Origin of the sequence: Burkholderia perseverans (assembly GCF_022870505.1) — a bacterium.
GTDB classification, from domain to species: Bacteria; Pseudomonadota; Gammaproteobacteria; order Burkholderiales; family Burkholderiaceae; genus Burkholderia; species Burkholderia plantarii.
Genome location: NZ_CP045093.1, coordinates 867,356 through 893,449, shown reverse-complemented (window position 1 = coordinate 893,449; position 26,094 = coordinate 867,356). Strand labels below are relative to the sequence as shown.

Annotated in this window: 24 protein-coding genes; 8 read left to right on the top strand and 16 right to left on the bottom strand. The window is 69.2% G+C overall.

The features are described from left to right. The first annotated feature begins 74 nt into the window (after positions 1–74). Complete coding sequence (locus tag BpN12_RS03750; protein ID WP_246793974.1) at positions 75–458, top strand: winged helix-turn-helix transcriptional regulator; 384 nt, start codon at positions 75–77, stop codon at positions 456–458. Here the strand turns inward: BpN12_RS03750 and BpN12_RS03745 are convergent. Further along, on the bottom strand, positions 431–2,335 hold the full coding sequence (locus BpN12_RS03745; protein ID WP_246793973.1) for an FUSC family protein: 1,905 nt from the start codon (positions 2,333–2,335) through the stop codon (positions 431–433). The genes BpN12_RS03750 and BpN12_RS03745 overlap by 28 nt on opposite strands. Before the next feature lie 303 nt (positions 2,336–2,638). Between BpN12_RS03745 and BpN12_RS03740 the strand changes: the two genes are divergently transcribed. Both BpN12_RS03740 and BpN12_RS03735 read left to right on the top strand, forming a co-directional pair. Next, a complete protein-coding gene (locus tag BpN12_RS03740; RefSeq protein ID WP_246793972.1) occupies positions 2,639–2,815 on the top strand; it encodes a hypothetical protein in 177 nt (58 codons plus the stop codon). Positions 2,816–3,084: 269 nt separating this feature from the next. Beyond that, positions 3,085–4,119: a hypothetical protein gene (locus tag BpN12_RS03735; RefSeq protein WP_246793971.1), complete on the top strand. Its 1,035-nt coding sequence runs from the start codon at positions 3,085–3,087 to the stop codon at positions 4,117–4,119. Between the two features lie 111 nt (positions 4,120–4,230). On the opposite strand, the gene BpN12_RS03730 is transcribed toward BpN12_RS03735, so the two are convergent. The 5 genes from BpN12_RS03730 to BpN12_RS03710 all read right to left on the bottom strand — a co-directional run bounded on the left by BpN12_RS03730 (position 4,231) and on the right by BpN12_RS03710 (position 8,680). Continuing rightward, positions 4,231–5,175 (bottom strand): alpha/beta hydrolase, encoded by a 945-nt coding sequence (locus BpN12_RS03730; RefSeq protein WP_246793970.1) that lies wholly within the window; start codon positions 5,173–5,175, stop codon positions 4,231–4,233. A 7-nt stretch (positions 5,176–5,182) separates the two neighbouring features. Further along, positions 5,183–5,704 (bottom strand): thioesterase family protein, encoded by a 522-nt coding sequence (locus tag BpN12_RS03725; RefSeq protein ID WP_246793969.1) that lies wholly within the window; start codon positions 5,702–5,704, stop codon positions 5,183–5,185. Positions 5,705–5,706: 2 nt separating this feature from the next. Next, a complete protein-coding gene (locus tag BpN12_RS03720) occupies positions 5,707–6,672 on the bottom strand; it encodes an L-carnitine dehydrogenase (RefSeq protein WP_246793968.1) in 966 nt (321 codons plus the stop codon). Positions 6,673–6,709: 37 nt separating this feature from the next. After that, the gene (cdhC, locus tag BpN12_RS03715; protein WP_246793967.1) at positions 6,710–7,639 is read right to left on the bottom strand and encodes a 3-dehydrocarnitine:acetyl-CoA trimethylamine transferase CdhC; all 930 of its coding nucleotides are present in this window, start codon (positions 7,637–7,639) and stop codon (positions 6,710–6,712) included. Positions 7,640–7,729: 90 nt separating this feature from the next. Then, positions 7,730–8,680 (bottom strand): choline ABC transporter substrate-binding protein, encoded by a 951-nt coding sequence (locus BpN12_RS03710; protein WP_246793966.1) that lies wholly within the window; start codon positions 8,678–8,680, stop codon positions 7,730–7,732. A gap of 419 nt (positions 8,681–9,099) precedes the next feature. Between BpN12_RS03710 and BpN12_RS03705 the strand changes: the two genes are divergently transcribed. Together BpN12_RS03705 and BpN12_RS03700 are read left to right on the top strand one after the other, a co-directional pair. Continuing rightward, positions 9,100–9,390, top strand: a complete 291-nt coding sequence (locus BpN12_RS03705; protein WP_246793965.1) for a DUF1330 domain-containing protein — start codon at positions 9,100–9,102, stop codon at positions 9,388–9,390. A gap of 217 nt (positions 9,391–9,607) precedes the next feature. After that, positions 9,608–10,552: a GlxA family transcriptional regulator gene (locus BpN12_RS03700; RefSeq protein ID WP_246793964.1), complete on the top strand. Its 945-nt coding sequence runs from the start codon at positions 9,608–9,610 to the stop codon at positions 10,550–10,552. 153 nt (positions 10,553–10,705) lie between these two features. On the opposite strand, the gene BpN12_RS03695 is transcribed toward BpN12_RS03700, so the two are convergent. From BpN12_RS03695 to betC, 3 genes are all read right to left on the bottom strand, one after another. After that, complete coding sequence (locus BpN12_RS03695) at positions 10,706–11,851, bottom strand: porin (protein ID WP_246793963.1); 1,146 nt, start codon at positions 11,849–11,851, stop codon at positions 10,706–10,708. A gap of 276 nt (positions 11,852–12,127) precedes the next feature. Then, a complete protein-coding gene (choX, locus tag BpN12_RS03690) occupies positions 12,128–13,069 on the bottom strand; it encodes a choline ABC transporter substrate-binding protein (RefSeq protein WP_246793962.1) in 942 nt (313 codons plus the stop codon). A gap of 113 nt (positions 13,070–13,182) precedes the next feature. After that, a complete protein-coding gene (gene betC, locus BpN12_RS03685) occupies positions 13,183–14,715 on the bottom strand; it encodes a choline-sulfatase (protein WP_246793961.1) in 1,533 nt (510 codons plus the stop codon). A 177-nt stretch (positions 14,716–14,892) separates the two neighbouring features. Here betC and BpN12_RS03680 point away from each other — a divergent pair, with 177 nt between their 5' ends. Continuing rightward, the gene (locus tag BpN12_RS03680) at positions 14,893–15,780 is read left to right on the top strand and encodes a choline sulfate utilization transcriptional regulator (RefSeq protein ID WP_246794615.1); all 888 of its coding nucleotides are present in this window, start codon (positions 14,893–14,895) and stop codon (positions 15,778–15,780) included. Positions 15,781–15,999: 219 nt separating this feature from the next. Then, positions 16,000–16,878 (top strand): formyltetrahydrofolate deformylase, encoded by an 879-nt coding sequence (purU, locus tag BpN12_RS03675; protein WP_246793960.1) that lies wholly within the window; start codon positions 16,000–16,002, stop codon positions 16,876–16,878. 136 nt (positions 16,879–17,014) lie between these two features. On the opposite strand, the gene BpN12_RS03670 is transcribed toward purU, so the two are convergent. Continuing rightward, entirely contained in the window at positions 17,015–17,929 is a 915-nt protein-coding gene (locus tag BpN12_RS03670) for a sigma-70 family RNA polymerase sigma factor (protein WP_246793959.1), read from the bottom strand. A gap of 220 nt (positions 17,930–18,149) precedes the next feature. Between BpN12_RS03670 and clpP the strand changes: the two genes are divergently transcribed. Continuing rightward, a complete protein-coding gene (clpP, locus tag BpN12_RS03665; protein ID WP_246793958.1) occupies positions 18,150–18,776 on the top strand; it encodes an ATP-dependent Clp endopeptidase proteolytic subunit ClpP in 627 nt (208 codons plus the stop codon). Between the two features lie 27 nt (positions 18,777–18,803). Here clpP and BpN12_RS03660 read toward each other — a convergent pair whose 3' ends face one another. From BpN12_RS03660 to BpN12_RS03635, 6 genes are all read right to left on the bottom strand, one after another. Beyond that, positions 18,804–20,456, bottom strand: coding sequence for a trimethylamine N-oxide permease (locus tag BpN12_RS03660; protein ID WP_246793957.1), 1,653 nt, complete (start codon positions 20,454–20,456; stop codon positions 18,804–18,806). A gap of 174 nt (positions 20,457–20,630) precedes the next feature. Next, positions 20,631–21,494, bottom strand: a complete 864-nt coding sequence (locus BpN12_RS03655; protein WP_246793956.1) for a glycine betaine ABC transporter substrate-binding protein — start codon at positions 21,492–21,494, stop codon at positions 20,631–20,633. Between the two features lie 141 nt (positions 21,495–21,635). After that, complete coding sequence (locus tag BpN12_RS03650; protein ID WP_246793955.1) at positions 21,636–22,781, bottom strand: FAD-binding oxidoreductase; 1,146 nt, start codon at positions 22,779–22,781, stop codon at positions 21,636–21,638. A gap of 18 nt (positions 22,782–22,799) precedes the next feature. After that, complete coding sequence (locus BpN12_RS03645; protein ID WP_246793954.1) at positions 22,800–24,041, bottom strand: aromatic ring-hydroxylating oxygenase subunit alpha; 1,242 nt, start codon at positions 24,039–24,041, stop codon at positions 22,800–22,802. Positions 24,042–24,093: 52 nt separating this feature from the next. Then, on the bottom strand, positions 24,094–24,879 hold the full coding sequence (locus tag BpN12_RS03640) for an electron transfer flavoprotein subunit beta/FixA family protein (RefSeq protein WP_246793953.1): 786 nt from the start codon (positions 24,877–24,879) through the stop codon (positions 24,094–24,096). Then, positions 24,876–26,093 (bottom strand): electron transfer flavoprotein subunit alpha/FixB family protein, encoded by a 1,218-nt coding sequence (locus BpN12_RS03635; protein WP_246793952.1) that lies wholly within the window; start codon positions 26,091–26,093, stop codon positions 24,876–24,878. The genes BpN12_RS03640 and BpN12_RS03635 overlap by 4 nt, the downstream gene beginning before the upstream one ends. Between the last annotated feature and the right edge of the window lies 1 nt (position 26,094).

Sequence of the window (26,094 nt, the reverse complement as noted above, 5' to 3'; positions counted from 1 at the left end):
ACCGATGGTATATCTTTTATACTTGATGTCAATCAGGCACCACGAAGCAACCAGGTAGCATCAAGGAAACCACCATGAAGTCATGTCGCCCTTCCGAGGACGTGCTGTCCGCCGCCGATTGTCCGAGCCGGCTCCTGCTGGACCAGATCGCCGACAAGTGGTCGGTGCTGATCATCGCGGCGCTGCACGACGGGCCGCTGCGCTTCAACGCGATCAAGCGGCGGCTCGAAGGCATCACGCAGAAGGCGCTGACGCAGAGCCTGCGCCGGCTCGAACGCAACGGCATCCTCGCGCGGCGCGTGATCACCGCGTCGCCGATCTCGGTCGAGTATGAACTCACGCGGCTCGGCCGCACGCTCGACAAGCCGTTCCAGGCGCTCTATGCCTGGACGGTCGAACACCTGCCCGAAGTGGAGCGCGCGCGCGAAACCTACGACCGGCGCGCCGAGGCCGACTGAGGCGCGGAACGGAGCGCGTCGGCGAGCGCCGCGATCTGTTCGCCGAACAGGCCGGGAAAGTGGTCGGGCCAGCGTTGCGGCGCGCGGCTCTCCACCTCGGTCATCACGGCGTCAAGCCATGCCTGCGCGAGCAGGCAGTCTTCGGAAGCCGTCGCGGGCAGCGTGTCCGCATGGGGCGCGGCCTCCCGCTCCCGGCACACATCCAGCAGGCGATAAACCAGTTCCTGGGTTGCGGCGACCGTCGCCGCCAGTCGGCGCGCGAGCGGCGGGTCGCGCCGCGGCGCGGGTGGCTCGGCTTCGAGCACCTGTTGCAGGACGATCGCGCGATGTTCCAGCTCGCGGCGCGCGGCGAACGCGTCGGGCGTCGCGACCTGACGATCCGCGAGGCCGCGTAGCACGCGTTGCGCGGCGCACAGTGTGCGCACCAGTTCGCCGCGAAGCGGACGGCGTGCCAAGCGCCGCCCCGTGAAAAAAAACACCGCCAGCGCGACCGCGCAGCCGATCACCGTGTCGAGCGCGCGCGCCGTGAACAGCGGTGTGACGGCCGGAAAACCGGCGCCGCCTGCCGCGATCGTCAGCGCGTTCGCGGTGATGAAGACCGCTGCGATCGCATACTGCTGCACCACCCAGATCTCGATGACGAACTGCAGCAGGCCCACGGTCAGCGCGATCCACAAACCTTGCGGATGCGCGGCCAGTACCCCCCACGCGACGATCAGCCCGGCGAGCGTGCCGGACACGCGATGACAGGCACGCCGGAAGGTACCGGACCAGCCTTGCGCCTGATTGAGCACGACGACCGTGGCCGCCATGCCCCAATAGGCGCGATCGAGTCCGAGCGCCAGGCCGATGCCGCCCGCGATCAGCGTCGCCACGCCCACGCGCGCCGCGAGCAGCAGCGAATCGGACCCGGGCACGAGATCTTGCCGCAGCGGCGCGACCACGCGCTGGGGGCGCGGCGGGGGCGGCGCGGCGACGGCGGGCACCGACGGCCGACGCGCATGACGCGCCTGCGCGCCGAGTTCGCGTGCTTCACGCGCCAGTTGCCGGCGCTGCGCGGCATGCCGATCCTGCGCGCCCGTCGCGGCCAGCAGTCGGGAAAACATCGAGTGAAGCCGGCGGTCCTGACACCGCAGCGCCTCGAGCACGGGATCGACCCGGGCGCGCGCGGGCTGCCGGATCATCAGCGACGACCAGGCGTCGTCGAGCGCGCTCGCGGCGCGATGGCGCGCCGCGTCGGCGCCCGGCGTGCCGATGGCTTCGGCGAACGCGGCGACCGCGTCGGCCGCCGCGGCGGTCACGGCACGCTCGGGGCCGCGCCGCTCGAGCAGCGCGCCGATCATGTGCGCCAGCCAGGAGACGATGCCGCCGCACAGCACGTACCCGCCGCTGCGCCACGGATCGGCCCCGCTCGCCGCCATGCCGGTGCCGCTCGCGCAGGCCAGCGCGAACATGTATGCGCCGGGCGGCCCGATGCGCAGCGAATCGCAGACCAGGGTGGCGAGCGCCGCGATCAGCGCGACGGTCACGACCGCGACAGGCTTGTGGGGCGCCACCCAGATGCCGAGCGCCACCACCGCCGCGAGCGCGACGGCAATGACGGCGAGATGCGCCGCGCGATTGCGGTAAGGCCGGTCACTGCCATACAGCGCGCTGAAGGAGCCGATGGTGGCAAGCAACCCCGCCTTGATATCGCCGGCGAAATAGCCGGCCATCACGGGAATGGCGCAGCACAGGCCGGCGCGCACCGCGAACGGGAAACGTCGTTTCGCGGCGGGCGACGCGAGCAGGGAAAACCGCGAGCGCGGCACGGAAAACAGCGCGGCGACGGGCTGTCTGAGCAGAGCGGCGAGGCTTGACGGAGAGGGAAGCTTCATGGAGTCGACCGTGTTCAGGCGTGCGCCGGATCCGGCCGGAGCGGCCTGACCGGCCGCCGCCACTCGCGGGTGCGCGCCGGTCAGGATACGACAGGAGCCCGGGGCGCGTTTGCCCCGCGCGCGTCACCGTTGTTCGGCATGCCCGGGCGGGTATGGCGAAGTCTGCGACGGATCGGGCGGATGACGGCGCGCGCCCGGAATGAACACGGCTCGCGTGAGCCCGGATGGCGCGCCCGCCTGACCCGGGGCAGGTTTTCGGTATCGAAACATCAGTGTCCTGATCGACGGGCATGCCGAGCTTCCGTGAATGCCACCGCAATCGCCGCCTCCGGTTTCGCCGAGTCCCGCGGCAACGCCACGGTTTGCGAACGGCGTCGCCAGTTCCGTCAGGCGCCTTTAAAAAATCAATCACCTCGATTCGCGAACAAGCCCGCTGTCGACATCGCCTTTTCATATATTCAATTCCACTCACATGATTGAATGCGAAGCGTCACGCGGATCCCGGCTCGGCTTTGATTAATCGCCGGCTCGACGCGATTCGCCTTGCGCCTGCAATGCGGGGCGAACGGTTGTGCCGAAGCGATGGCCGGCAGTCGGAAAAAATGGCCGCCAGCCGCCAGGCAAGCCGGTCGCAATTGCCGGGACTCCAATTCGGCAGCTAAATCTATAGACAATCGACGATCGCCAAGATATAACCCGCAACGAATATGAAAATGATTAACCACGTCAGGTGTCAATTGGAGAGGGGAATGAAAGCAATGAAAGCCTGGGCCAGCGTCGGGGCGTTTTCCTGTCTGGCTTGGTTGAGCGCATGTGGGGGTGGAGACGACGGCAGCGCGGCAACCGCCGGCACCGGAACCGGGACCAGTTCTTCAAGCACCGGAACCGGCGGCAGTAACGATACCCCGCCGTCGACGACCCCGACGTCCAACGTCAAACTGGCCGATTCGACAAATAATTTCGCCAACGTCAGGACCGCCTACGCAGCCGTGGACGCACTGACACAGGACGCGCTCGCGCAATACTCGACGTTCGTCACCGCGCTGGGAAGCCCGAGCTTGCTGGCGCAGGGGTCGAGGTCGTCGACTTACTCATGTGCAAGCGGCTCGGAAACCGTGACCATTACCGATACCGACAAGTCGCAATCGCTGTCGGCCGGAGATACGGTGCTGGCATCGTTCGATAACTGCCAGTTCACGACCGGCACGACCACGACAACTTATTTGTCCGGCAGCATCCTGCTGGTCGTCAATTCGCTCACCGGCACCTACGATTTAAGCACCACTCAGCCGTACCATCTCAATCTGGATGCCACGGCAAATCAATTGACATTCACGACCGCGCGCGGCACGACCGGAAAATTGAATGGCACGCTGTCGCTTGATGAAAACATCGATACGCAGACGCAGAGCGGTGGTACTGCCACGCTTAAAAATCTGACCTATACCAACACCTCGTCGTCCGGCAACGTGATTTCCCTTGCCACGCCCGGATTGGCGATTACTTCCAGTCTCGATTCGACCAATGGCCAGCAAATAGAATACGCCGGGCCGCTCAATGTGACTTTCAATAATGGTGCAAGCCAGCTGTATTTGACGGTGTCGACCCCGGCGCCCGTCAATTTATCGGAGCCGACCCGAGGTACCATCGCCCTGGCATCGGGTGACGAAACCGTCAACGCAACCTACACGCAAACGGGCACGGCAGCCAGCACCATCGACATCACCGGCGCTGCCACGCTCTCGACCGACGCGGAAAACATCGATCTCCTGCTGACGCAATAACCGGCGGCGGATCGATACGCCCGCCGCGCTCGCAACGCGGCGCCGCGAGCGCGGCGGAAAACCTCGCCCGACGACGTTCGACGAACCGCCGGCGCCGATTCGCCGCCGTCGTCATCGCGCCAGCCGCCCGCGCAGGAACCGGCACACCTCGGCATGCAGGCGCGCGGCGCCGGGGCTGACGTCGAGCGCGCGCCAGCAGCCATGCACGAGGCCCGCCGCCAGCAGGAAGCGCGCGTCGCCGCCGGCGGCGCGGATCCGTTCGACGTAGACGCGCGCGTCGTCGCGCAGCGGATCGTGCTCGGCGCCCACGGCCAGCAGCGGCGGCAGGCCGTCGAACCGCGCGGCGGCCAGCGGCACCGTGCCGGGCGGCGGCGCCGCGTCGTCGCGATCGCCCCAATAGAGGTGGCGGTAGGCGCGCACCTCGTCGAGCGTCAGCATCGGCGCCCGCGCCTCGGTCACGGCCGCCGGCGCCTGCGGTTCGAGGCCGAGCATCGGATAGACGAGCGCGACGGCCGCGAGCCGCGTGCCGAACGCGGCCGCGGTACTCGCGGCCAGCGTGCCGCCGGCGCTGTCGCCGGCCAGCGCGAGCGGCAGCGCAATGGAGCCGAACGGCAGCGTGCCGTCGAGCGCGGCGCGCGTCACGTCGCGCGCGTCGTCGTGCGCGGCCGGCGCGCGATGTTCGGGGGCCAGCCGGTAATCGACGGCGATCACGTCGAGGCCCGTATCGGCCGCGAGCCGCGCCGCGATCGAGGCATGGCTCGCGAGCGAGCCGAGCGCGAAACCGCCGCCGTGCAGGAACAGCACCGTGCCGCGCGGCGCGGCGCCGGCCCGCGCGAGCCGATAGCGGCGCAGCGCGATGCGGTGGCCGGCCGGCGCGACGAACGCGGCGTCCTCGCTGGCCACGCCCGCCGGCAGCTCGGGCGGCGCCCAGCGCGCGGCGAAGCGCTCGTAGCCGTCGCGCAGCGCCGCGATCGACAGCGCGCGCGGGTCGCCCCCGTCGCCGCCCTCGGCGGCCACGCGCGCCACGAAGCCGGCGATCTGCGCCTCGAGCGCCATCGCGCGCTCAGCGCGCCGTGCGCGGCGGCGGCAAGCCGATCACGCGGCCCGCATGGGCGGGCGCCGGCGCATCCCGCTGCGCGTCGACCAGATCGGCCAGACGCGCGGCCACGTCGGCATCGAACGGCGCGCCACGCGACACGCTCGTGTCGACGTGCATCAGCATCTGCTCGCTCGCGGCGACGGCGCCGTCGATGCCGTCCGCGAACATCTCCAGATACAGATGCACGCGCTTCGCATCCACCGCCAGCACCCTCGCGTCGACGCGCACCGCCGTGCCGAGCCGGATCTCGTGCAGGTAGTTCACGTGTGCCTCCAGCGTGTAGACGGAGCGCCGCCGCGCGAGCCGCGCCGCCTCGTCCAGGCCGATCCGCTCGATCAGCGCATCGGTCGCGAAGCTGAAGATCAGCAGATAGAACGCGTCGCGCAGGTGCCCGTTGTAGTCGACCCATTCGGCGCGCACGACGTCGCGATGGATCGTCAGGCCGGGACCCGGGTTGCCGGGCGTGTCGCAGGTGCCGGTGGCCATCGTCAGTCCTCGTAGCGCATGCCGTGGCGCGCCTTCACGCGCGTGATCGCGGCGATCACCTCGGTGATGCAGTCGTCGCGATAGCGTTCGAGCGCCTTGATGCTGCGCTCGCCCTGCTGCTCGGCGGTGCCGTCCACCACGCGGTCGATCAGCGCGTCGGTCAGCGTCGGCGCGACCAGCCTGGTCCAAGGCAGCTCCAGCGCCGGCCCGAACTGCTTCATGAAATGGCGCATGCCGGCCTCGCCGCCCGCGAGCGTGTAGGTCAGGAACGTGCCCATGAACGACCAGCGGATGCCGGCGCCGAAGCGGATCGCGTCGTCGATCTCGCCGGTGGTGGCCACGCCCTCGTTGACCAGATGCAGCGCCTCGCGCCATAGCGCTTCCAGCAGGCGGTCGGCGATGAAGCCCGGCACTTCCTTGCGCACCCTCAGCGGCCGCATGCCGAGCGCGGCGTAGATCGCGATCGCCGCGTCCACCGCCTCGGACGAGGTGCGTTCGCCGCCGAGCACCTCGACGAGCGGCAGCAGATAGACCGGATTGAACGGATGGCCGACCACGCAGCGCCCGGGATGCGTCGCGCGCGCGTAGAAATCGGTGGGCAGCAGGCCCGAGGTGGACGACGCGATGATCGCGCCGGGCTTCGCGGCGCGGCTGATCTGTTCGTGCAGTTCGAGCTTGAGCGCCTCGCGCTCGGGCGCGCTCTCCTGGATGAAGTCGGCGTCGGCCACGCAGGCCTCGATGGTCGCCACGAAGCGCAGCCGCTCGGGCGAGGCGCCGGGCTTCAGGCCCACGCGCTCGAGCGCGGGCCATGCGTTCGCCACGTTGGCGCGCAGCTGCGGCTCGGCGCCCGCGGCCGGGTCCCACACCACCACGTCGAGCCCGTTCGCGAGCGCGCGCGCCACCCAGCCGCTGCCGATCACGCCGGTGCCGATCGCGGCGAAGGTCTTGATGTCGGTAATCAAAGTCATGGCCTGTCCTTCGTTATCCTGATGATGATGGTGAACCTCATGCATAGTCGGCGATCGCGCGCCGTTCGAGCGCACGCTCGCCGCGCGGCGGCAGGCCCAGCTTCACGCGGCCCTCGGCCGGCGTCAGCACGCGGCCGCCGAGCCGCTCGACGATCTCGCGCGCGCGCTGCACCAGCGAGCCGTTCGAGGCCGGCACGCCGCGATCGAGCCAGAGGTTGTCCTCCAGGCCCACGCGCACGTGGCCGCCGAGCAGCATCGCCTGCGCCACCATCGGCATCTGCATGCGGCCGATGCCGAAGCCGGCCCAGTGCGCGCCGGGCGGCATGTTGTCGACCATCGCCTTCATGGTGCCGGTGTCGGCGGGCGCGCCCCACGGAATGCCGAGGCAGAGCTGGAACAGCGGCGGCGCGTCGAGCAGCCCTTCCTTCAGCATCTGCGAGGCAAACCACAGATGCCCGGTGTCGAAGATCTCGAGTTCCGGCTTCACGCCGAGCTGCTGGATGCGCTTCGCGCCGGCACGCAACTGTGCCGGCGTCGAGACGTAGATCGTGTCGCCGTCGCCAAAGTTGAGCGTGCCGCAATCGAGCGTGCAGATCTCGGGCAGCAGTTCCTCCACGTGGACCAGCCGCGTGAGGCCGCCCACCAGGTCGGTACCCTGCCCGAACTGCATCGGCGCCTCGCCCGCGCCGATCTCGAGATCGCCGCCCATGCCGGCCGTCAGGTTGATGATCACGTCGACCTCGGCCGAGCGGATCCGGTCCACCACCTCGCGGTACAGGTTCGGATCGCGGCTGCCGCGCCCGGTGCGCGGATCGCGCACGTGGCAGTGCGCGACCGTCGCGCCGGCCTTCGCGGCTTCGATCGCCGCCTCGGCGATCTGCTTCGGCGTGACCGGAATCGCCGGATGCCGGCCGACCGTGTCGCCGGCGCCCGTCACCGCGCAGGTCACTATCACTTCATGGTTCATGGTGTTCGCCTCGTGGATTGCCTGGACGCCGCGGCGTCCGTTCGATGGTTCGAAGATTCAATGGGTCGATGCGGGGAGCGCCAGCCCGCGTCACAGGCCGAGCGAGGCCTTCACGGTGGCGAGGCCATCCCTGCCGTCATAGCTCTTCACGCCGGCCAGCCAGCCGTCGAGCACCTGCGGATGCTTGCGGATGTAGTCCTTCGCCGCCTCGGCGGGCCGCGTCTTGTTCACCACGGCAAGCATCAGCTGGTTTTCCATGTCGGTCGTGAAGCGCAGGTTCGACACCAGCCGGCCCGCGTTCGGGCAGCGCGCGGCGAAGCCGTTCGCGGTCAGCGTGTAGACGCGCGCCTCGCCGTAGTTCGGGCCGAACGACGCGTCGCCGCCCGACAGGTAGTTCATCTGCAGCTGGATGTTTATCGGGTGCGGCTCCCAGCCGAGGAACACCACCCATTTCTTCTCGCGCACGGCGCGCTCCACCGTCACCAGCATGCCCGCCTCGCTCGACTCGACGAGCTTGAAGCCGGCCAGGCCGTACTGGTTGGTGTCGATCATCTTCTGGATCGTCGCGTTCGCGCTGCTGCCCGCCTCGATCCCGTAGATCCTGCCGTCGAGTTCGGCGCGATGCTTGGCGATGTCGTCGAAGCTCTTGAGCCCGCCCTGATAGGCATAGGCCGGCACCGCGAGCGTGGCCTTCGCGCCGGACAGGTTCGGCGGCTCGAGCACCGTGATCGACTTCGAATCGAGGAACGGCTGGATCTGCTTCTGCTGCACCGGCCACCAGTAGCCGAGCGAGACGTCGATCTGCTTCGACTTCAGGCCCGCGAACGAAATCGGCACCGAGGCGATGGTCGTGGTGGGCTGGTAGCCGAGCGCGTCGAACAGCATCGACGCGAGCGCCGTGGTGGACGTGATGTCGGTCCAGCCGATATCGGCGAACCGCACCGCGCGGCACGCGGCGGCATCCTGGGCAAACGACGGCGACGGCAGCGCGGCGGCCGCGGCCAGCGCCGCGACCAGCGCTAGGGTCTTGCACGACTTCATGGTGGCTCCCTGTTCGGCGGTTCCGGGCAGGCGCTTGTGAGGAGGGATGGCGTGGCCTGCACCGTACAAGCAAAATAACGGGCCATATTCGCCGCGAGGCGACCGGCCGCGACGTTTTATTGACTGTCAGCGACCTTGGGGGGAAACCATGAGGTTCGGCGCCGCGGCAGGCGGGACGGCGATCCGGGCAAGATCGCGGGCGCCGTGTGGTTGTCCCGCTGCGGCGTGGGCATGGCGTCGGGATCGACGTGGAAATCGACGTGGAAATCGACGTGGAAATCGACGTGGAAATCGCATCGAAATGGCGTGCCCGATACCCGCGCCCGGTGCCCGCGCCCCGATTTCCCGTAACATCGCCATGGCGGAACGCCGCGACGACCACGCGTTCCCCTTACCTTTCAACTTGCGAGACGAACACCATGGCAAAAGCATACTGGCTCAGCATCTACCGCAATATCTCCGACGCCGACAAGATGGCGGCCTACGCCAAGCTGGCCGCGCCGGCCGTGGCCGAAGCGGGCGGCCGCTACCTGGTCCGCAACACGCCGGCCGAAGTGTTCGAGAACGGCCTGCGCGAGCGCGCCGTCATCATCGAGTTCGACAGCCTCGAGGCGGCGCTCGCCGCGCGCCAGAGCCCGGCCTATCAGGAAGCGCTGAGGGTGCTCGACAACGGCGCGGACCGCGACTTCCGCGTGGTCGAAGGCGTCTGACGCCCGGGTAGAATCGGCCCCGACGCATACGGGGCCGACGCATCGGAACTGACACGTGCGGGACTGACACGTGCGGGGCCGGCATATGCGGGGCCGGCATCACGCGGCACGCACGGCCCTGCTGCCGTCCCGCTCTGCTTGCGCATCGGCACCGCCGTCGCCACGGCAGCCAGCCTCTATAATCGAGCGCGCCCCACCCCCACCGATTCGCCCGCTCATGCCGGAAACCTTCCACTTCCTGCTGCTCCCCGGCTTCTCCGCGCTCGGCTGCATGTCGGCGATCGAGCCGCTGCGCGTGGCCAACCGCTTCCGCCCCGAACTCTATCGCTGGCAGCTGCTCAGCATCGACGGCGCGCCGGTGACGGCCAGCAACGGCGTCGCGCTGAACGCCGACGCCGCGTTCGGCGAGGTCGGGCCGACCGGCACGGTGTTCGTGATCGCCGGCTTCGAGCCGCTCGCCTGCTACACGCGCACGCTCGGCGACTGGCTGCGCCGCCAGCATCACGGCGGCGCCACGATCGGCGCGATCGACACCGGCAGCTTCGTGCTGGCCGAGGCGGGCCTGTTCGATCCGGGCCATACGCTGACGCTGCACTGGGAGGCGCTGGCCGCGTTCCGCGAGCGCTATCCGCGCCTCACCGCCACGCAGGAGCTGTTCGAAACGGGCGAGCGGCGCATCACCTGCGCGGGCGGCACGGCCTCGATCGACATGATGCTGGACCTGATCGGCCGGCGTCACGGCGCGGACCTGGCGGCGAGCATCTCCGAGCAGTTCGTGGTGGGCCGCATCCGCCAGCACTCGGACCGCCAGCGGCTCGAGATCGCCGCGCGCTATGGCGTCCACAACCGCAAGCTGATCCAGGTGATCGGCGCGATGGAGCGCCATACGGAAACGCCGCTGTCGTCCTACGCGCTCGCGCAGGACGTGGGCATCACGCGGCGCCAGCTCGAACGCCTGTTCAGCGCGACGCTCGACGACACGCCCACGCGCTTCTACATGAACCTGCGGCTCGACCGCGCGCGCGAGCTGCTGCAGCAGACCGACATGACGATCACCGCGATCTGCGTGGCCTGCGGCTTCGAATCGCCGTCGCATTTCTCGCGCAGCTACCGCGTGCGCTTCGGCGCGAGCCCGCGCAACGACCGCCACGCGGTGCGCTGAAGCGAGCGGTCGCGGGACGGCGCGCGACGGCAGTCCGTCGAAAAAACAGGACGGGCCGGGCGGCACGCATCGCGCCACCCCGGCCCGCCGCTGCGAACCGCATGCCGTCGAGCAGGACGAAGCGCGCTGCGCCTCGCCCCGCCTGCCCGTGAATCAGAACGAATGCCGCATGCCGATCCGCACGTCCGCCTGGGTCGGCGTGGTGGACGGCGTGAAGCTGTAGCCGATCACGGCGTCCACGCCGTTCGAGGCGCGCAGGTAATCGCCCGAGAGATAGATGTCGGTGCGCTTGGACAGCAGGTAGTGCAGGCCGGCCGAGCCCTGGTTCCAGTGATGGCCCTCGAAGCGCGTGTGCTGGTAGCCGCCCACCAGGCTCAGCGCCGGCGTGAACTGGTAGGTCGCGCCGCCTTCGTAGACCTGCATGTGCGAGGACTGCCCGAAGCCCTTGATGGTGGTGTAGGTGAAGTTGCCGATCAGCGTGACCTTGCCGATCGCGTAGCTCGCGCCGGTGCCGAACGTGCCCTGCTTGTCGATGGCCATCGGCGTGCTCGCGAACAGGTCGGTGCGCGCGCCGGTGGCCGGATCGACGCTGACGGTGGGCTGGCCGAGGAAGGTCCTGGTGCCGATCATCGCGTAGGGATCGAACGCGTAGATGCCGCTCGGGTTGTTCAGCTGCGTGTAGGCGGCGCCGGCCGAGAAATCGCCGTGCGCGTAGCTCGCGCCGAGGCTGTAGGCGCTGTTGCGATGGAAGTTGCCGGCCACGTTGCCGAACGAGTACATGCCGCCGAACTTGAAGCCTCCGAACGTGTTCGAGAGGAACTTCACCGAGTTCGGCAGGCGGTCGCCGTTGAAGCGGTCGAAGTCGCCCTGGTGGATCGCGTAGCCGCTCGCCCAGGCCGACACGTTGGTCAGGTAGACCATCTCGTCGGTCATGTCGAGCTGGTCGCCGAACGACAGCGTGCCCCAATCGTTCTGCAGTCCGACATAAGCCTGGCGGCCGAACAGCGCGCCGCCGAAACCGAGCTGCCCGTTGCCGAGCCGGAAACCCGTCTCGAGCGCGAACACGGCCTTCAGGCCGCCGCCGAGATCCTCGGTGCCCTTGAAGCCGATCCGGTTGCCGTAGGACACGCCGTCGTCGAACTTGAAGACGTGCGCGCCGCCTGAATTGCTCGCGTAGGTGATACCGGCATCGATGATGCCGTACAGCGTCACGCTGCTTTGCGCGTGGGCGGCCGGCGCCGCGCCGGCCATCGTCAGCGCGGCGGCGCCCGCCGCGGCGAGCCTGATTTTCTTTTTCATCGTGGCAACCCCAAACCTGCATCGTTGTTGGAAGAATGACCCACGCGACGCGCGAGCCCGACGCCTTGCATGAAACGGGTACCGCCGGCAGGGCCGTTTCGATCCGGCTCACGATCGGCACCCGTCGAGCAAAAATACAAACCCAATTTATGGCCCACCCGTCTGCGAACGACGTCAAATGGTCTGTGTGCGACTGCTCTGGAAAACACCGGCAGCCTCACCCATGCCGCCGCGCCGGCGGCACGCGTCGTTCTGCAATCCGTAGCGACGCGGCGCTCAGTGCAGACCGAGCGCGGCCTTCGCGGCCGGCAGCGCGGGCGCGCCGCTGGTGGTGGTCACGCCGTCGAGCCAGCCGGTCAGCAGCTCCGGGTGGTCGTGCAGCGCGCGTTTCGCGGCGTCGGCGGGGGACTGCTTGTCGAGAAGCATCGAGGCGATCATCGCGTTCTCCAGATCGACGCTGAACGTGACCTGCCGGAACAGCCGCCCGAGGTTCGGGCACTGGCTCGCATAGCCGCTGCGCGCGACGGTGTTGACGGTCGCGCCGCCGTAGTCCGGGCCGAACCACGCGTCACCGCCCGACAGGTAGACCGGGTGGAACTTCGTGTTCATCAGGTGCGGCTCCCAGGCCAGGAACACGATCCACTTGTGGTCGCGCTCGGCGCGCTCGACCTGCGTGAGCATGCCGGTCTCGCTCGATTCCACCAGCGTCCAGCTGCCGTTGCCGAGCGCCTTGTCGGCGATCATGCGCCGGATGTTCTGGTTGGCCGGCGCGCCGGGCTCGATGCCGTAGATGCGGCCTTCGAAGCGGTCCGCGTACTTGCCGAGATCGGCAAACGAATGCACGCCGGCGGCGGCCACGTAGTCGGGCACCGCCAGCGTGAACTTGGCGTGGCTCAGGTTCGCGTGCAGCACCTCGACCGATTTGTCGTCGACGAACGGCTTCACGAGCGGCCCCTGCGCCGGCATCCAGTTGCCGAGAAACACGTCGATCTGCCCTTTCCTGAGCCCCTGGAACGTGATCGGCACCGACAGGTTCGAGACGTGCTGCCGGTAGCCGAGCGCGTCGAGCACGACGCCGGTCATCGCGTTGGTCGCGTCGATGTCGGTCCAGCCCGGCGCGGCCATCCGCACCTCGGTGCAGGCGGCCGGCTCGGCGGCGAACGCGGCCGGCGCGGTCAGCGTCACGGCCATCGTGGTCGATACAGCCATGACGGCCATCGCGGCCGATGCGAAAGCGGCGGAAACCATGCCGCGGCGCTCGCGATGCGCCGGCCGTGCGGTTCGGAAGAGTCGTTTCATCGAGGATTCCTGTGGTGGGGAGAAGGCCGGATTCACTGCGGGCGCGGGTAGCGCGCCATCGCTTCGAGCGCGTCGAGTTCGAGATGGTTGCGCATGTAGCGCTGGCTCGCGTCCTGCAACGGCTGCCAGTCCCACGAGGCGATGCGGCCCTGCGTGGTGGCCGCGAAATGGAAGCGCCGCCGCCGCTGGCTCGCGAGCACGTCGGCATGGATCGCGTCGAGCCGCCAGCGCCGGGCCACCTCGGCGCGAAACTCGGCAACCCGCGCGCCGAGCGCCGGATCGGCGGCCAGGTTGACGAGTTCGCGCGGGTCGTCGCGCAGGTTGAACAGCTGGTCCGGGTCGGCAGGCGAATGGATGAATTTCCAGTCGCCGCGCCGGATCATCACGATCGGCGCGATCGCGCCTTCGGCCAGATACTCGCCGAGCGCTTCGTCGTGGCCGCCGGTGCCGCTCAGATGCGGCACCAGGCTGCGACCGTCGACCGGGTCCGGCCATTCGTCGGGCGTGCCGCCGGTGGCGAACTCGACCAGCGTGGGCAGCAGGTCCACGTGAGAGACCGAGGCGGCCACCCGCGAGGCCGCGAAGCGCCCCGGCGCGTGGACGATCAGCGGCACGCGGCAGCCGCCCTCGAAGAACGTCATCTTGTACCAGAGCCCGCGCTCGCCGAGCATGTCGCCGTGGTCGGCGGTGACGATCACGATCGTGTCGTCGGCGAACCCGCAGGCCTCCAGCGCGTTCATCACGGCGCCGAACTGCGCGTCCGCATACGAGGTCGAGCCGTAGTAGGCGCGCCGCGCGGCCCGTACCTGCGCCTCGCTCAGCGGCGTGCGGTCGGTCTCGCTGACGGCGCGCAGCCGCCGCGAATGCGGATCGCTCTCGTCGAGGCCGAGCGTGACGGCCGGCATCGGGATGTCCTCGTCGCGATAGCGATCCCAGTACTCGCGCGTGATCGCATACGGATCGTGCGGATGCGTGAGCGACATCACGAGGCAGAACGGCCGCGTGTCGTGGCCGGCCGCCTTCTCGCGCGCGAGATCATAGAGCTTCTGGCGCGTGGCGAACGTCACCTCGTCGTCGAAATCGAGCTGGTTGGTGCGCACGCACGGGCCGGCGTCGAGTACCGAGCCCATGTTGTGATACCAGCTCGGCCGCTCGGCCGGTCTGGTCCAGTCCGGCACCCAGCCGAAATCGGCCGGATAGATGTCGGTGGTCAGCCGCTCCTCGAAACCGTGCAACTGGTCCGGTCCGCAGAAATGCATCTTGCCGGCCAGCGCCGTGCGATAGCCGGCGGCGCGCAGATAGTGCGCGAAGGTCAGCGTCTGCGCGGGCAGCTCGGCGGCGTTGTCGTAGGCGCCGATCGCGGCCGGCAGCTTGCCGGCCATGAACGAAAAGCGCGACGGCGCGCACAGCGGGCTCGCGCAGTACGCGGACTCGAACACCACACCGCCGGTGGCGAGGCGGTCGATGGTGGGCGTGATCGCGCCGCGGTGGCCATAGGCGGCGAGCGCGAACGGCGTCAGTTGATCCGCCATCAAGATAAGGATATTCGGCTTCGTGTTAAGCATCGCGAATTGACTGAATTAGAATCGACGGGATCGCGGCAACGCCGGGGAACCCGGGCTGGCCCTCCGGGGCGCGTCGCGGCTGCCGTCACTGTCGCCGGCCGCAATGGCGCGGGGAAGACGTCGATTGCTTATGAGCCATCAGAGGTGCTTATGGACAGACCCGACCGCTTGCCGCCGATGCAGGCGCTCTCCGCATTCGAATCGGCGGCGCGCCACGCGAGCTTCACGGCCGCCGCGCGCGAGCTGGGCTCGACGCAGCCGGCCGTCAGCCAGCGCGTGGTGCAGCTGGAGGAAGCGCTCGGCGCGCCGCTGTTCGAGCGCGGCCATCGCGGCGTGACGCTGACCGAGGACGGCGCGCGGCTCTTCGAGGCGGTGCGCCGGAGCCTCGACACGCTGCGCTGCGCCACGGCCGACATCCGCGAGCGCCGCGCGCGCGGCGCGCTCACGCTCGTCACCGACGTCGGCTTCGCCACCTACTGGCTGATGCCGCGCCTCGCGCAGCTGAAGCAGGAAATGCCCGACGTGGACGTGCGCGTCGTCACGGCCCAGCAGGCCGACCTGCTGCGCGACCCGGCCGACATCGCGATCCTGTTCGGCGACGGCGACTGGCCGTCCTGCACCTCCACGCGGCTGTTCGAGGAAGCGGTCACGCCGGTCTGCTCGCCGGCCTTCCTCGCGGCGCACCCGGGCATCGCCGGGCCGGCCGACCTGCTTGCGCTGCCGCTGCTGCACGTGCAGGCCACCCGGCCCGAGCGCTGGCTGGCCTGGCACGGCTGGTTCGGCGCGCACGGCCTGATCGCGCCGCCCGAGCCGCACGGGCTCACCTTCAACAGCTACGCGCTGGTGGTCCACGCGGCGTTGATGAACCAGGGCATCGCGCTGGGCTGGGCGCCGCTCGTCGACGAGCTGGTGGCCTCCGGGCAGCTGGTGCGCTGCGTCAACGCCACCGTGCTCACCGAGCGCGGCTACTTCGTGGTGCGCCCGCCCTCGCGCCCCGAGGCGCCCGCCGTCGGCCGCTTTCGCCGCTGGCTGTTCGACACCTGCCGCGCGCCGCTCGCGGCCTGAACGGAGAGCGGGTTTCGGCGGTCTGATTTCGTCGACGGCGTTCGCCGGGGCCGATGTCCGGGTCTACATTTATCGACGCCGTTTCCGGGTCTGGCGCACAGATACCAGCATCTCGGCGTTTCGATTCTATCCACCGGGGGGCACAGCTGGTCTACTGGGCACCGGCCGCTTCGGTGCGGCCGCGTGCGGCGCGCCGCGCCGCCGTGATCCGAGGAAAGCATGTCCGGCTCCGAACGCAACTCCCGATTCCTGCTGACGCTGTCGTGCCCGAGCGCCGCCGGCCAGGTGGCCGCCGTGGTCGGCGTGCTCGACCGCCACCAGTGCTACGTCGACGAACTGACCGTGTTCGACGACGACCTGAGCGGGCGCTTCTTCGTGCGCTGCGCGTTCCATCCGTCCGCCGAGGGCGATGCGCCCGACATCGACGCGCTGCGCGCCGAGTTCGCGCCGATCGCGGCGCGCTTCGACATGCAGTGGGCGATCCACGACGCCGGCGCGCGTCCGAAGGTGATGATCCTCGTCTCGAAGCTCGAGCACTGCCTCGCGGACCTGCTGTTCCGCTGGAAGATGGGCGAGCTGAAGATGGACATCGTCGCGATCGCCTCGAACCACGCCGATCTCGAACCGCTCGCGGCCCAGCACGGGCTGCCGTTCCGCCATTTCCCGATCACGCCCGAGACCAAGGCGCAGCAGGAAGCGCAGTGGCTCGACCTGTTCGAATCGAGCGGCGCCGAGCTGGTGGTCCTCGCGCGCTACATGCAGGTGCTGTCGCCCGGCACGAGCGCGCGGCTCGCCAACCGCGCGATCAACATCCACCACTCGTTCCTGCCCGGCTTCAAGGGTGCGAAGCCCTACCATCAGGCACACGCGCGCGGCGTGAAGCTGATCGGCGCCACCGCGCATTTCGTGACCGACGATCTCGACGAAGGCCCGATCATCGAGCAGGTGGTGGAGCGCGTCGATCACGCGTACCGGCCCGAGCAGCTGCTGACGGTGGGCCGCGACGTCGAATCGATCACGCTCGCGCGCGCCGTGAAGGCGTTCATCGAGCGCCGCGTGTTCCTGAACGGCGATCGCACCGTGGTGTTCGGGCAGTAAGGGCTCTCGCTTTCTCACATCGCGGGCTGGCCGCCGGCACGCGATGCATGGGATTTCCTCGTCTCTGACCTTGAAGGCCCGCGCGCAGCGATGCGAGCGGGTCTCTTTTTTTAAACGACAAGCATCAGGCGCCGCGTCAGCTGTAGGTGGCCGGACTCGCGAGCGCGGCGCCGCGGAACAGGCGGGCCAGCAGCGCGGCCACTGCCCGGCGCCCGACGGCCCGGTTCGCGGCCGCCAGCGCGGCGGCCTGCGTGACGACGCGCAGCGTCGGGCGGCCATCCGCATCGAGGCACGGCACCCACAGCGCCGTGACCTCGCCGTCCACCATCCAGGCGAAACCGGCGTCGGCGCCCAGCGCCACCGGTTCGCCGCGCGCGCTCGCGCGTACCGGCTCGCTCGTGTCGCCCACGCGCCGCATGCCGGCCAGCGCGTCGAGCACGGCCGCCTGATCCTGTGCCTCGATCGCGGCGCGCAGCCGCTCGACCTCCTGCCGCCGCCGCGCCAGATCGGCCGGCTGCATCGCCTGCCCGGCGCGGGCCAGCCTGCCGCGCGCGCGATGCACGAGCTGCCGGCAGTGCGCCTCGGAGCGTTCGAGCGCGGCGCCGATCGCGGCGTAATCGCAGTCGAACGCCTCGCGCAGCAGGAACGCCGCGCGCTCGTCGGGCGAGAGCCGTTCGAGCAGCAGCATCAGGCCATAGGACAGCTGGGCGCCGTCCAGCACGAGATCCTCGACGGACGGCGCGACCGGCGCGAGCCACGGCTCGGGCAGCCAGCCGTCCCGCCGCGCATCGCGTTCGGTGCGCAGCGCCCGCAGCCGGTCGATCGACAGCCGCGTGACCACCGTGGTCAGCCACGCCGCCGGCTCGCGCAGCGCGGCCGTGGCGCCGGCCTGCCAGCGCAGCCACGCGTCCTGCACGACGTCCTCGGCCTCCGCGTGGCTGCCGAGCATCCGGTAAGCGATCGACAGCAGGCGCCGACGCTGGAGAACGAAGAAATCGGGGAACGCGCCTGTACGCGGGTCAGGCTGAAAATCGGGCCGAGAGTCGGTCATGCGAGGTGCTCCATCCGGGGTGGGCCAGCGCTCGTAGTCTGCCAGAACGCCGGGGGTTGCGCGTATGACGGACGAGGGCCGCCCGGCGTGACAGGCCGCGCGAAAAAAATTTTCGTCACGCGCGCGCGCGCCGGCCCGTCATGGGCACGGAGCGCGACGCCGCCGCCAACCCGGGCGATCGTGCGCTCCCCTCGTCATTTTTTTCGCCAAAGGATGCGCCATGCCGCTTTCGCTTCAACCGTGGTCGTCGAGTCTCGGGCTCGTGCCGACCGTCATCGAACAATCGGGGCGCGGCGAACGCGCCTACGACATCTATTCCCGGCTGCTGCGCGAGCGGATCGTGTTCCTGGTCGGCCCCGTCAACGAACAATCGGCGAGCCTCGTGGTCGCCCAGCTGCTGTTCCTCGAATCGGAGAACCCCGACAAGGACATCTCGCTCTACATCAATTCGCCGGGCGGCTCGGTCTACGACGGGCTCGCGATCTACGACACCATGCAGTTCATCAAGCCGGCCGTCTCGACGCTCTGCACCGGCCTGGCCGCCAGCATGGGCACCTCGCTGCTGGCCGCCGGCCGCAAGGGCAAGCGCTACGCGCTGCCGAACGCGCGGATCATGATCCACCAGCCCTCGGGCGGCAGCCAGGGCACGGCCGCCGACATCGGCATCCAGGCGCGCGAGGTGCTGTACCTGCGCGAGCGGCTCAACGCCGTGATGGCCGACTGCACCGGGCAAAGCATCGCGCAGATCGAGCGCGACACCGACCGCGACCACTTCATGTCGGCCGAGGATGCGAAGCGCTACGGCCTGATCGACGAGGTGCTAACCACGCGGCACGCGCTGGCCTGACCCAACGTCGACGTGGCGGGCGCCGGCTCAACCCCAGGCCAGGTGATACGAGACCGCGATCGTCAGCGCCGCCGCGAGCAGCGCCGCATACGGCGCCGCGTCGTAGAGCCGGTGCCGGCGCGGCACGGCCAGCGCCATGTCGCGCTGCATCGGCTTCGGGAACCGGCCGCGATCCTGCCAGTAGTGGCGGTAGACGAACACCGGCACGATCAGCAGCATCGCGATCAGCCCGTTGCGCAGCGTGCCGTCGCCCTGCAGGTTCGCGCCCGCCCCGACATAGACGAGGTTCAGGTAGCCGCACACCGAGCCCGCCACCAGCAGCCAGGTCGGGCAGCGGAACGGCCGCTCCCAGCCGCCGCGATCCATGCGGTGGATCCAGCCCGACTGCAGGTTCAGGAACACGAAGATCATGTAGCAGACGTTCGAGATCGACAGCACCGTCATGTAGTCCGACATCATCAGCAGCACGAGGTTGAAGCCGAGGTCGGTCCACATCGCGCGCGTCGGCGAGCCGTGTTCGTTGACGTGCGAGAGGTACTTCGGCAGCCAGCCGTCCACCGAGGCCTGATAGAGCGTGCGCGACGAACCCATCATCGAGGTCATCACGATCAGCAGGATCGACAGCATCAGCATCACGACGAGCGCGTTGGCCACCCAGGCGCCGCCGCCCACCATGCGCGCCATCGCGGCGGCCACGCCGGTGCCGTCGCCGATCTTCGGGTCGAGCATCGCGCCGGTGCCGAGCGCGCCCTGGAACGCCATCGGCACGAGTGTCATCACCACCAGGCACAGCGCGCCGGACCAGAAGATCGCGCGGGCCGTGTCGCGGCGCGGGTCGCGGAATTCGCGCGTGTAGCAGACCGCCGTCTCGAAGCCGTAGGAGGCCCAGCCGGCCATGAACATCGCGCCGAGCGCCATCACCACGCCCTGCCCGTTCCAGGCGCCGAAGCGTTCGGCGGTGAGGTGGCCGTGCGCGTCGTGGCCGAGCGGCAGCAGTGGCAGCAAGTGGGACATCGGCACGTCGCCCGTGACGAACGGCACGATGCCGACGATCAAGAGCGGCGTGAGCGAGGCGATGCCGAGGATGCGCTGCGTGCGGGCCGCCTTCGAGGCGCCGCTGTGCTGCAGCCGGAACGTGATCAGCAGCAGCGCGGCCGCGATCACGAAGGTCGCGTTGATGCGCAGCGTGAGGCCGGGCTTGATGAAGCCGAGATTGGCGAGGGTCCACTGCCAGTGCTGGATCGCTGCGTCGGCGGGGAACAGCGAGGTCAGCGCGTAGCTCGCGGCGAGCCCGCAGCCGAGCGCGAGCATCGGCGACCAGGCGAGCCAGTTGCACCAGACCGACACCGGTGCGATCAGCTTGCCGTAGCGTACCCAGCCGATCGCGCCGTACACCGACGCGCCGCCCGACTTATGCGGAAACAGCCCCGAGATTTCCGCATAAGTCGCGCTCTGGATCAGGCCCATCGTGATCGCGCCGATCCAGACAGCCCACGCCGGCTGGCCGATGGTGGCGCACACGCCGCCGATCGTGAACAGCACGCCGGCCGGCACGCCGCTCGTCACCCAGAAGGCATCCTTCCAGCTGAGGCCGCGGTGCAGCGTGCGGCCTTCTTCTTCATGTGAGATGGTCGTATCGACCTCGCGGGTGCTGCGCGCGCGCAGTCCGGCTTCACTCATCCAGAACCTCCCGGCAGGTATCCGCACAAGGGTCGTAGTGTAACAACGCTTTCACAAAATACCCGTCAAAAGCGCGGATTTTCAGAAAAAAAGAAGCCCGTCCGACCAACGACCGGACGGGCATTCTTTACTTCGTTTTCCTCATCAACAGCGCAGTCGTACCGGCTTCGCGGCTTACTGCGCGCCGTCGGTCCAGGCCTTCACGCGGTCGCCATGGGCCGCGATCCACTGCCCCGCGGCCACGTCCGGCTTCGCGCCGCCCTGGATCGCGAGCATCACCGAATCGAGCTCGCCCGGCTTCCACTGGAACTTCTTCAGGAACGCCACCACCGGCTTGGCCTTGGTTTCCAGCGCCGGGTTCGCGACGCTGTCCACGTGCTCGGCCTCGCCGTAAATCTTCTTCGGGTCGTCGAGGAAGCGCAGGTCCCACTTCGCGAACATCCAGTGCGGCACCCAGCCGGTCACGATGATCGGCTTCTTCGCGTTCTCGGCGCGCGACAGCTCGGCCGTCATCGCGCTGCCCGAACTGGCCAGCAGCGTGTAGCTGAGGCCGTAGGCCTTGATCGCGTCGTCGGTCTTGCGCATCACGCCCGCGCCCGCGTCGATCCCGACGATGCGCCCGGCGAAGTCGGCCTTCTCGCCTTCGAGGTCGGCGATGCTCTTGGCCTTCACGTAGGTCGGCACGATCAGGCCGATCTTCGCGCCCGGGTAGTTCGCGCCGAGGTCGACCACCTTGGTCTTGAACTGATCCCAGTACGCGCCGTGCGTGACGGGCAGCCAGGCCGACAGCGTCGCGTCGAGATCGCCGCGCGCCACGCCCTGCCACATCACGCCCGCGGCCACCGGCACCAGCTGCACCGAATAGCCGAACTTCTTCTCGATGATCTGCGCGGCGACGTTGGTGGTCGCGACGCTGTCGTCCCAGCCTTCCACGTAGCCGATCTTCAGCGTCGGCTTGGTGTCGGCGGAAGCGGGGGCACAGACCGTCAGCAGCGCGGCGAACGCGCCGCACCAGGCCAGCTTTCCGATGAACTTCATGGTCGATCTCCTTGGGGTGGTCGTGGGCATGCCGAGGCATGTCTCATTTGGGGTCTCTCTAGGTTCCACAGCCACAATTCCCCGGTATCGTCGTTTTCCGACACGTCCTTGCTCATAAACGACGCGCCGGCACGGATTGTTTCACTTGTCGACCACCAGGTCCGACAGCGGCTTGCTGCAGCACAGCAGCACCATGCCGTTGTCGATCTCGCGCTGGCGGATGCCGCCGTTGTGCTTCATCTCCACCTGCCCCGACACGAGCTTGACCTTGCAGGTGCCGCACATGCCCTGCGAGCACGACGAGGGCAGCCGCACGCCGGCCTGGCGCGCCGCGTCGAGCACGTGCTGGTCGGCGCCGCAGCTGATCTCGCGGTGGCTCTTCGCGAACGAGACGGTGTAGTGCGTGGTGTCGGGCACCGGCACGCCTTCCTCGACCAGCGTCTCGACCACCTCGGGCGCGGCCTCGTCGAGCAGCGTCTCGAACGAGAAGCTTTCCTCGTGATACTGCTTGCGCTCGAAGCCGGCCTCGTCCAGCAGCTCGCGCACCGCCTTCATGTACGGCGCCGGCCCGCAGGTGAACACCTCGCGCTCCATGAAGTCCGGCGCGATCAGCTTCAGCAGCGGCAGCGACAGGTAGCCCGTCACGCCGTGCCAGTTGGTGCGCGCGCCGATCCGCTCGCAGACGAACGCGGTGCGGAAGTTGGCCTGGTTCGCGGCGATCAGGTCCAGCTCGCGCGCGAAGATGATGTCGTCGGGCGTGCGCGCGCTGTGGACGAACACGATGTCGCGATCCTCGGCCAGATCGTGGTGCGCGCGGCTCATCGACATCAGCGGCGTGACGCCCGAGCCGGCCGACAGGAACAGGTACTTGCGGGCCGGATGGCGCGCGCAGGTGAACTCGCCGGCCGGGCCGAGCACGCGCACCGCCGCGCCCGCCTGCAGGTTGTCGTGCAGCCAGTTGGACACGCGCCCGCCCGGCACGCGCTTGACCGTGATCGACAGCGTGTGCGGGCGCGCCGGCGATGACGAGATCGTGTAGCAGCGGTTGATCGTCTCGCCGTCGATCTCGAGTTCGAGCGTGACGAACTGGCCCGGCTCGAACGCGAACGCGCGGCCGGCGGGCGAGCGGAAGAAGAAGCTCTTCACGTCGTGTGTCTCCTGCCGCACATGGCAGCAGGTCAGCGTTTCCTCGACGTCGCTGGTCCAGCGCTCGGGCAGCGCGCGCCAGAAGTCGGGCTGCGTCACGCGGCTGTCCACCGGTTCGAAATGGGCGGCATCTCGCATCATGTCTCGCTCCGCGTCGCGTCAGGCGCCCAGATAGGCGGCCATGCGGCCGATGTACCAGGCCGAGAACTTCTCGACCAGCCCTTCCGTGTACGGCGAATACGGGCCCGGCTCGTAGGCGCTGCTGGCCGCGCCGCGCTGCGAGAATTCCACCAGCGCGCGATCCTGGTCGTTGGTGGCGTTCCAGACGGCCGTCAGGTTCTTCACGTCGTAGTCGATGCCTTCCTTCGCGTCCTTGTGGACCAGCCACTTGGTGCGCACCAGCGTCTTGCCGGCCGACAGCGGGATCACCGAGAACGTCACGATGTGGTCGCTCATGAAGTGGTGCCACGAGTTCGGCTGGGTCCAGAACGACAGGCCGCCGAGGTCGGCGCGCTCAAATTCGCCGAGCAGCTTCCTCGAGGCGACCTTCGCGTCGAGCGTCTGCGATTCGCCGCTGCGGTCGAGCGGCAGGCGCTGGGTGCGAAAGCCGGTGATGTCGAGCAGGCGCTCGACCTCCACCGACGGCAGCCCCATCTCGCCCCATTGCTGCTCGCGCTCCACGCAGGTGCGTTCGAACGCGGCCATGCCCTCGGCGGTGGCCGGCGACGGCTGGTAGCCGAAGCCGTATTCGTACAGCGAGATGGTCAGCTCCGGATGGTTCGCGACGCAGTGATAGCACTCGCGGTTGTTCTCCATCGTCAGCTTCCAGTTGCCTTCCTCGATGATGTCGATCTGCGCGGCGATCTTCGTGTTCGGCAGGTCGTGCGGCAGCAGGTACGGCTCCATCGCGGCGCGCAGCGTGGCGAAATCGGCGGGCGGCTCGTCGGCGAGGCAGACGAACAGCAGGCCGCCCAGGTTCTGCAGATGCACCGGCTTCAGGCTGTGCTTGCAGCGGTCGAACTTCTCGCCCATGTGCTCGGCGAACATCAGCGCGCCGCTCAGGTTGTAGGTCCAGCTGTGGTACGGGCAGACGATGTTGCCGACCGAGCCCTTGTCCTCGTTGCAGAGGCGCGCGCCGCGGTGGCGGCACACGTTGTGGAACGCGCGGATCGCCATGTCGTCGTCGCGCACGATCAGGATCGAGTCGCTGCCGAGCTCGACCGTCACGTAGTCGCCCGGCTCCGGCACGTCCGGCTCGATCGCGACCTGGATCCAGTGCCTGCGGAAGATCGCGTCCATGTCGAGCTGGAAGATCTCCTCGCTCAGATAGAACGGGGCTTCCAGGCTGTAACCCGCTTGGCGGCGCGCCACCAGCGCACGAATGTCTGCCGTTTGATTCATCGTTTGCTCCGGACTCTATCCTTGTTTCCTGCCGACCGGCACGGGCCGGATATCAGTAATCGATCAGTTGATGCTCGCGCAAATACGCCAGGATCACTTGTGCTTTTTCGACCGAACTCCCCTCAATTACGACGTTGCCGCCGCGGCTCTCGGTGGTGGTCGCGGACAGCATCCGCGCATGCCCCGAGCGCTTCTCGGCGGCCACCAGTTTGACGGGCTTGCGCTCGGCGGGCGCGCTGCGCCAGGCCTCGAAGTCGGCCGACGGCGAGACCGCCGCCGGGCGCGCCTCGATGCGGCCCTCGCGCAGCCGCGCGTAGGCGTAGCGAGGCTCGACGCCGGCCAGCGGATGCACGGCCACCACCGCCGGCAGCGTCACGGCCACCTTGCGGCGCAGGCCCTTGGGCAGGAACTGCCGGATCTCGGCGCAACCGTCGCGCAGCGCGACGTCCACGGCCGTGCCGGCCAGCCCGAAATCGAGCCGCGCCGCGATCTGGTACGGCAGCATGCCGGTGTCGAACGCGCCTTCGGCGCGCGTGCCGGTCAGCACCAGATCGCAGCCGGCCAGCCGCTCGGCGAGCGGGTCGATCGCGTCGTCGCCGGGCCGGCATTCGAGCACCTCCAGCTGGCTCGCGCCGAGCGCGAGATAGTCGGCCAGTGCCGGATTCGCGGGGTCGCCCGCGTGCAGCACTTCCAGCCGCGCGCCGTGTTCGGCGGCCAGCGCGCGGCCGATCTCGAGCGCGGCCGCGTCGTTGCGGCTGTAGCGCGGCGCGCCGCTCACGGGATGCCGGCCGACCGACACCAGCACGGCGATGCGCGACGGCTTGCGGGAGCTGTTCATGCGGCCACTCCTTCCAGATGCCGCGCGCCGGACGCGCCGGGCGCGTCGGCACGGCCGCGGGCCGCGCGCGCGGCGTTGACTTGTTCGATCAGCGCGGCGATGGTCGCCTGCGCGTCGCCCACCACGGTCAGGTTCGCGCGTTTGGCGATCGGCGCGCTCGCGTCGAGGTTCACGGCGATCACGTGCCGGCAGTCCTTGATGCCCTGCAGATGCTGGACCGCGCCCGAGATGCCGAACGCGATGTAGACGCTGGCCTCGACGGTCTTGCCGGTGGCGCCCACCTGCTTGTCGCGCGTGAAGTGGCCGTTGTCCACCGCCACGCGGCTCGCGCCGATCGCGGCGCCGAACACGCCGGCCAGCTGCTCGAACGCGCCGATGTCGGTCACGCCGTTGCCGGCCGAGACGATGAAGTCGGCCTCCTCGAGCGCGACCTGCGCCGCGTCGATTTCCTCCAGGCCGAGATCGCGGTAGCGGCCGCCGGCGGCCCGATTCACTGTGCCGGCCGTGCCGGCGGTGCCCGCCCGCACGTCGCCGCCGAGCGCGAACGACGGATCGAGCCGTTCGCCGGCGCCGACGAACGGCAGCTTCGGCTCCACCGTGTTCGGCGCGAGCAGCACCACGTCGGGCAGCGCGCGCGTGGCGAACCGGCGCTTCGCGTCGGCGTACACACCAACGTGTTTCGCGTCGATCTCGACCACGTTGGCGGCCACGCTCGCGCCGAGCGCGGCGGCGTAGCGGCGGCCGAGATCGCCGTCGCCGGTGGCGTTGTCGGGCACGAACACATGGCGCGGCGAAAGCGCGGCGGCGCAGCCGAGCAGCGCGTGCAGTTCGTCGTCGGGCGCGAACGCGCGGCGCTCGAAGCCGGGCAGCTCGATGAGCCGGTCGATGCCGAGCGCGGCCGGATCGTCCTTCAGCTCGCCGAACGCGAGCAGCGCGACGGCGGTGTGCGCGTCGGCGATCAGCGCCGCGGCGGCCACGGCCTGCCGCGCGTGGTCGTCGAGCGCGCCGCGTTCGGGATGCGCCACCACCAGCAGCACCTGGCCGGCCGCGTCGAGCGTGCGCCGCGGTTTCGCCGCGTCCCTGCCGTGCGCATGGCCGGTCCAGAGCGCGAGGCTGGCGCCCGCCACGGCCGTCTCGCCGAGCGTGATGCGCTTGAGTCCGGCCGCCGTGACCACGAACGGCCGGCGCGGATCGAGTCGTTTGATCGTGTTCATC

Coding starts and splice junctions, on each gene's coding strand:
- BpN12_RS03660 (WP_246793957.1), bottom strand. CDS start 20,456: ATGAGTGAAGCCGGACTGCGCGCGCGCAGCACCCGCGAGGTCGATACG.
- clpP (WP_246793958.1), top strand. CDS start 18,150: ATGCCGCTTTCGCTTCAACCGTGGTCGTCGAGTCTCGGGCTCGTGCCG.
- BpN12_RS03645 (WP_246793954.1), bottom strand. CDS start 24,041: ATGAATCAAACGGCAGACATTCGTGCGCTGGTGGCGCGCCGCCAAGCG.
- BpN12_RS03735 (WP_246793971.1), top strand. CDS start 3,085: ATGAAAGCAATGAAAGCCTGGGCCAGCGTCGGGGCGTTTTCCTGTCTG.
- cdhC (WP_246793967.1), bottom strand. CDS start 7,639: ATGAACCATGAAGTGATAGTGACCTGCGCGGTGACGGGCGCCGGCGAC.
- BpN12_RS03725 (WP_246793969.1), bottom strand. CDS start 5,704: ATGGCCACCGGCACCTGCGACACGCCCGGCAACCCGGGTCCCGGCCTG.
- BpN12_RS03655 (WP_246793956.1), bottom strand. CDS start 21,494: ATGAAGTTCATCGGAAAGCTGGCCTGGTGCGGCGCGTTCGCCGCGCTG.
- BpN12_RS03695 (WP_246793963.1), bottom strand. CDS start 11,851: ATGAAAAAGAAAATCAGGCTCGCCGCGGCGGGCGCCGCCGCGCTGACG.
- BpN12_RS03730 (WP_246793970.1), bottom strand. CDS start 5,175: ATGGCGCTCGAGGCGCAGATCGCCGGCTTCGTGGCGCGCGTGGCCGCC.
- BpN12_RS03700 (WP_246793964.1), top strand. CDS start 9,608: ATGCCGGAAACCTTCCACTTCCTGCTGCTCCCCGGCTTCTCCGCGCTC.
- BpN12_RS03640 (WP_246793953.1), bottom strand. CDS start 24,879: ATGAACAGCTCCCGCAAGCCGTCGCGCATCGCCGTGCTGGTGTCGGTC.
- BpN12_RS03705 (WP_246793965.1), top strand. CDS start 9,100: ATGGCAAAAGCATACTGGCTCAGCATCTACCGCAATATCTCCGACGCC.
- BpN12_RS03650 (WP_246793955.1), bottom strand. CDS start 22,781: ATGATGCGAGATGCCGCCCATTTCGAACCGGTGGACAGCCGCGTGACG.
- BpN12_RS03680 (WP_246794615.1), top strand. CDS start 14,893: ATGCAGGCGCTCTCCGCATTCGAATCGGCGGCGCGCCACGCGAGCTTC.
- BpN12_RS03750 (WP_246793974.1), top strand. CDS start 75: ATGAAGTCATGTCGCCCTTCCGAGGACGTGCTGTCCGCCGCCGATTGT.
- BpN12_RS03710 (WP_246793966.1), bottom strand. CDS start 8,680: ATGAAGTCGTGCAAGACCCTAGCGCTGGTCGCGGCGCTGGCCGCGGCC.
- choX (WP_246793962.1), bottom strand. CDS start 13,069: ATGGCCGTCATGGCTGTATCGACCACGATGGCCGTGACGCTGACCGCG.
- BpN12_RS03745 (WP_246793973.1), bottom strand. CDS start 2,335: ATGAAGCTTCCCTCTCCGTCAAGCCTCGCCGCTCTGCTCAGACAGCCC.
- BpN12_RS03720 (WP_246793968.1), bottom strand. CDS start 6,672: ATGACTTTGATTACCGACATCAAGACCTTCGCCGCGATCGGCACCGGC.
- betC (WP_246793961.1), bottom strand. CDS start 14,715: ATGCTTAACACGAAGCCGAATATCCTTATCTTGATGGCGGATCAACTG.
- purU (WP_246793960.1), top strand. CDS start 16,000: ATGTCCGGCTCCGAACGCAACTCCCGATTCCTGCTGACGCTGTCGTGC.
- BpN12_RS03635 (WP_246793952.1), bottom strand. CDS start 26,093: ATGAACACGATCAAACGACTCGATCCGCGCCGGCCGTTCGTGGTCACG.
- BpN12_RS03670 (WP_246793959.1), bottom strand. CDS start 17,929: ATGACCGACTCTCGGCCCGATTTTCAGCCTGACCCGCGTACAGGCGCG.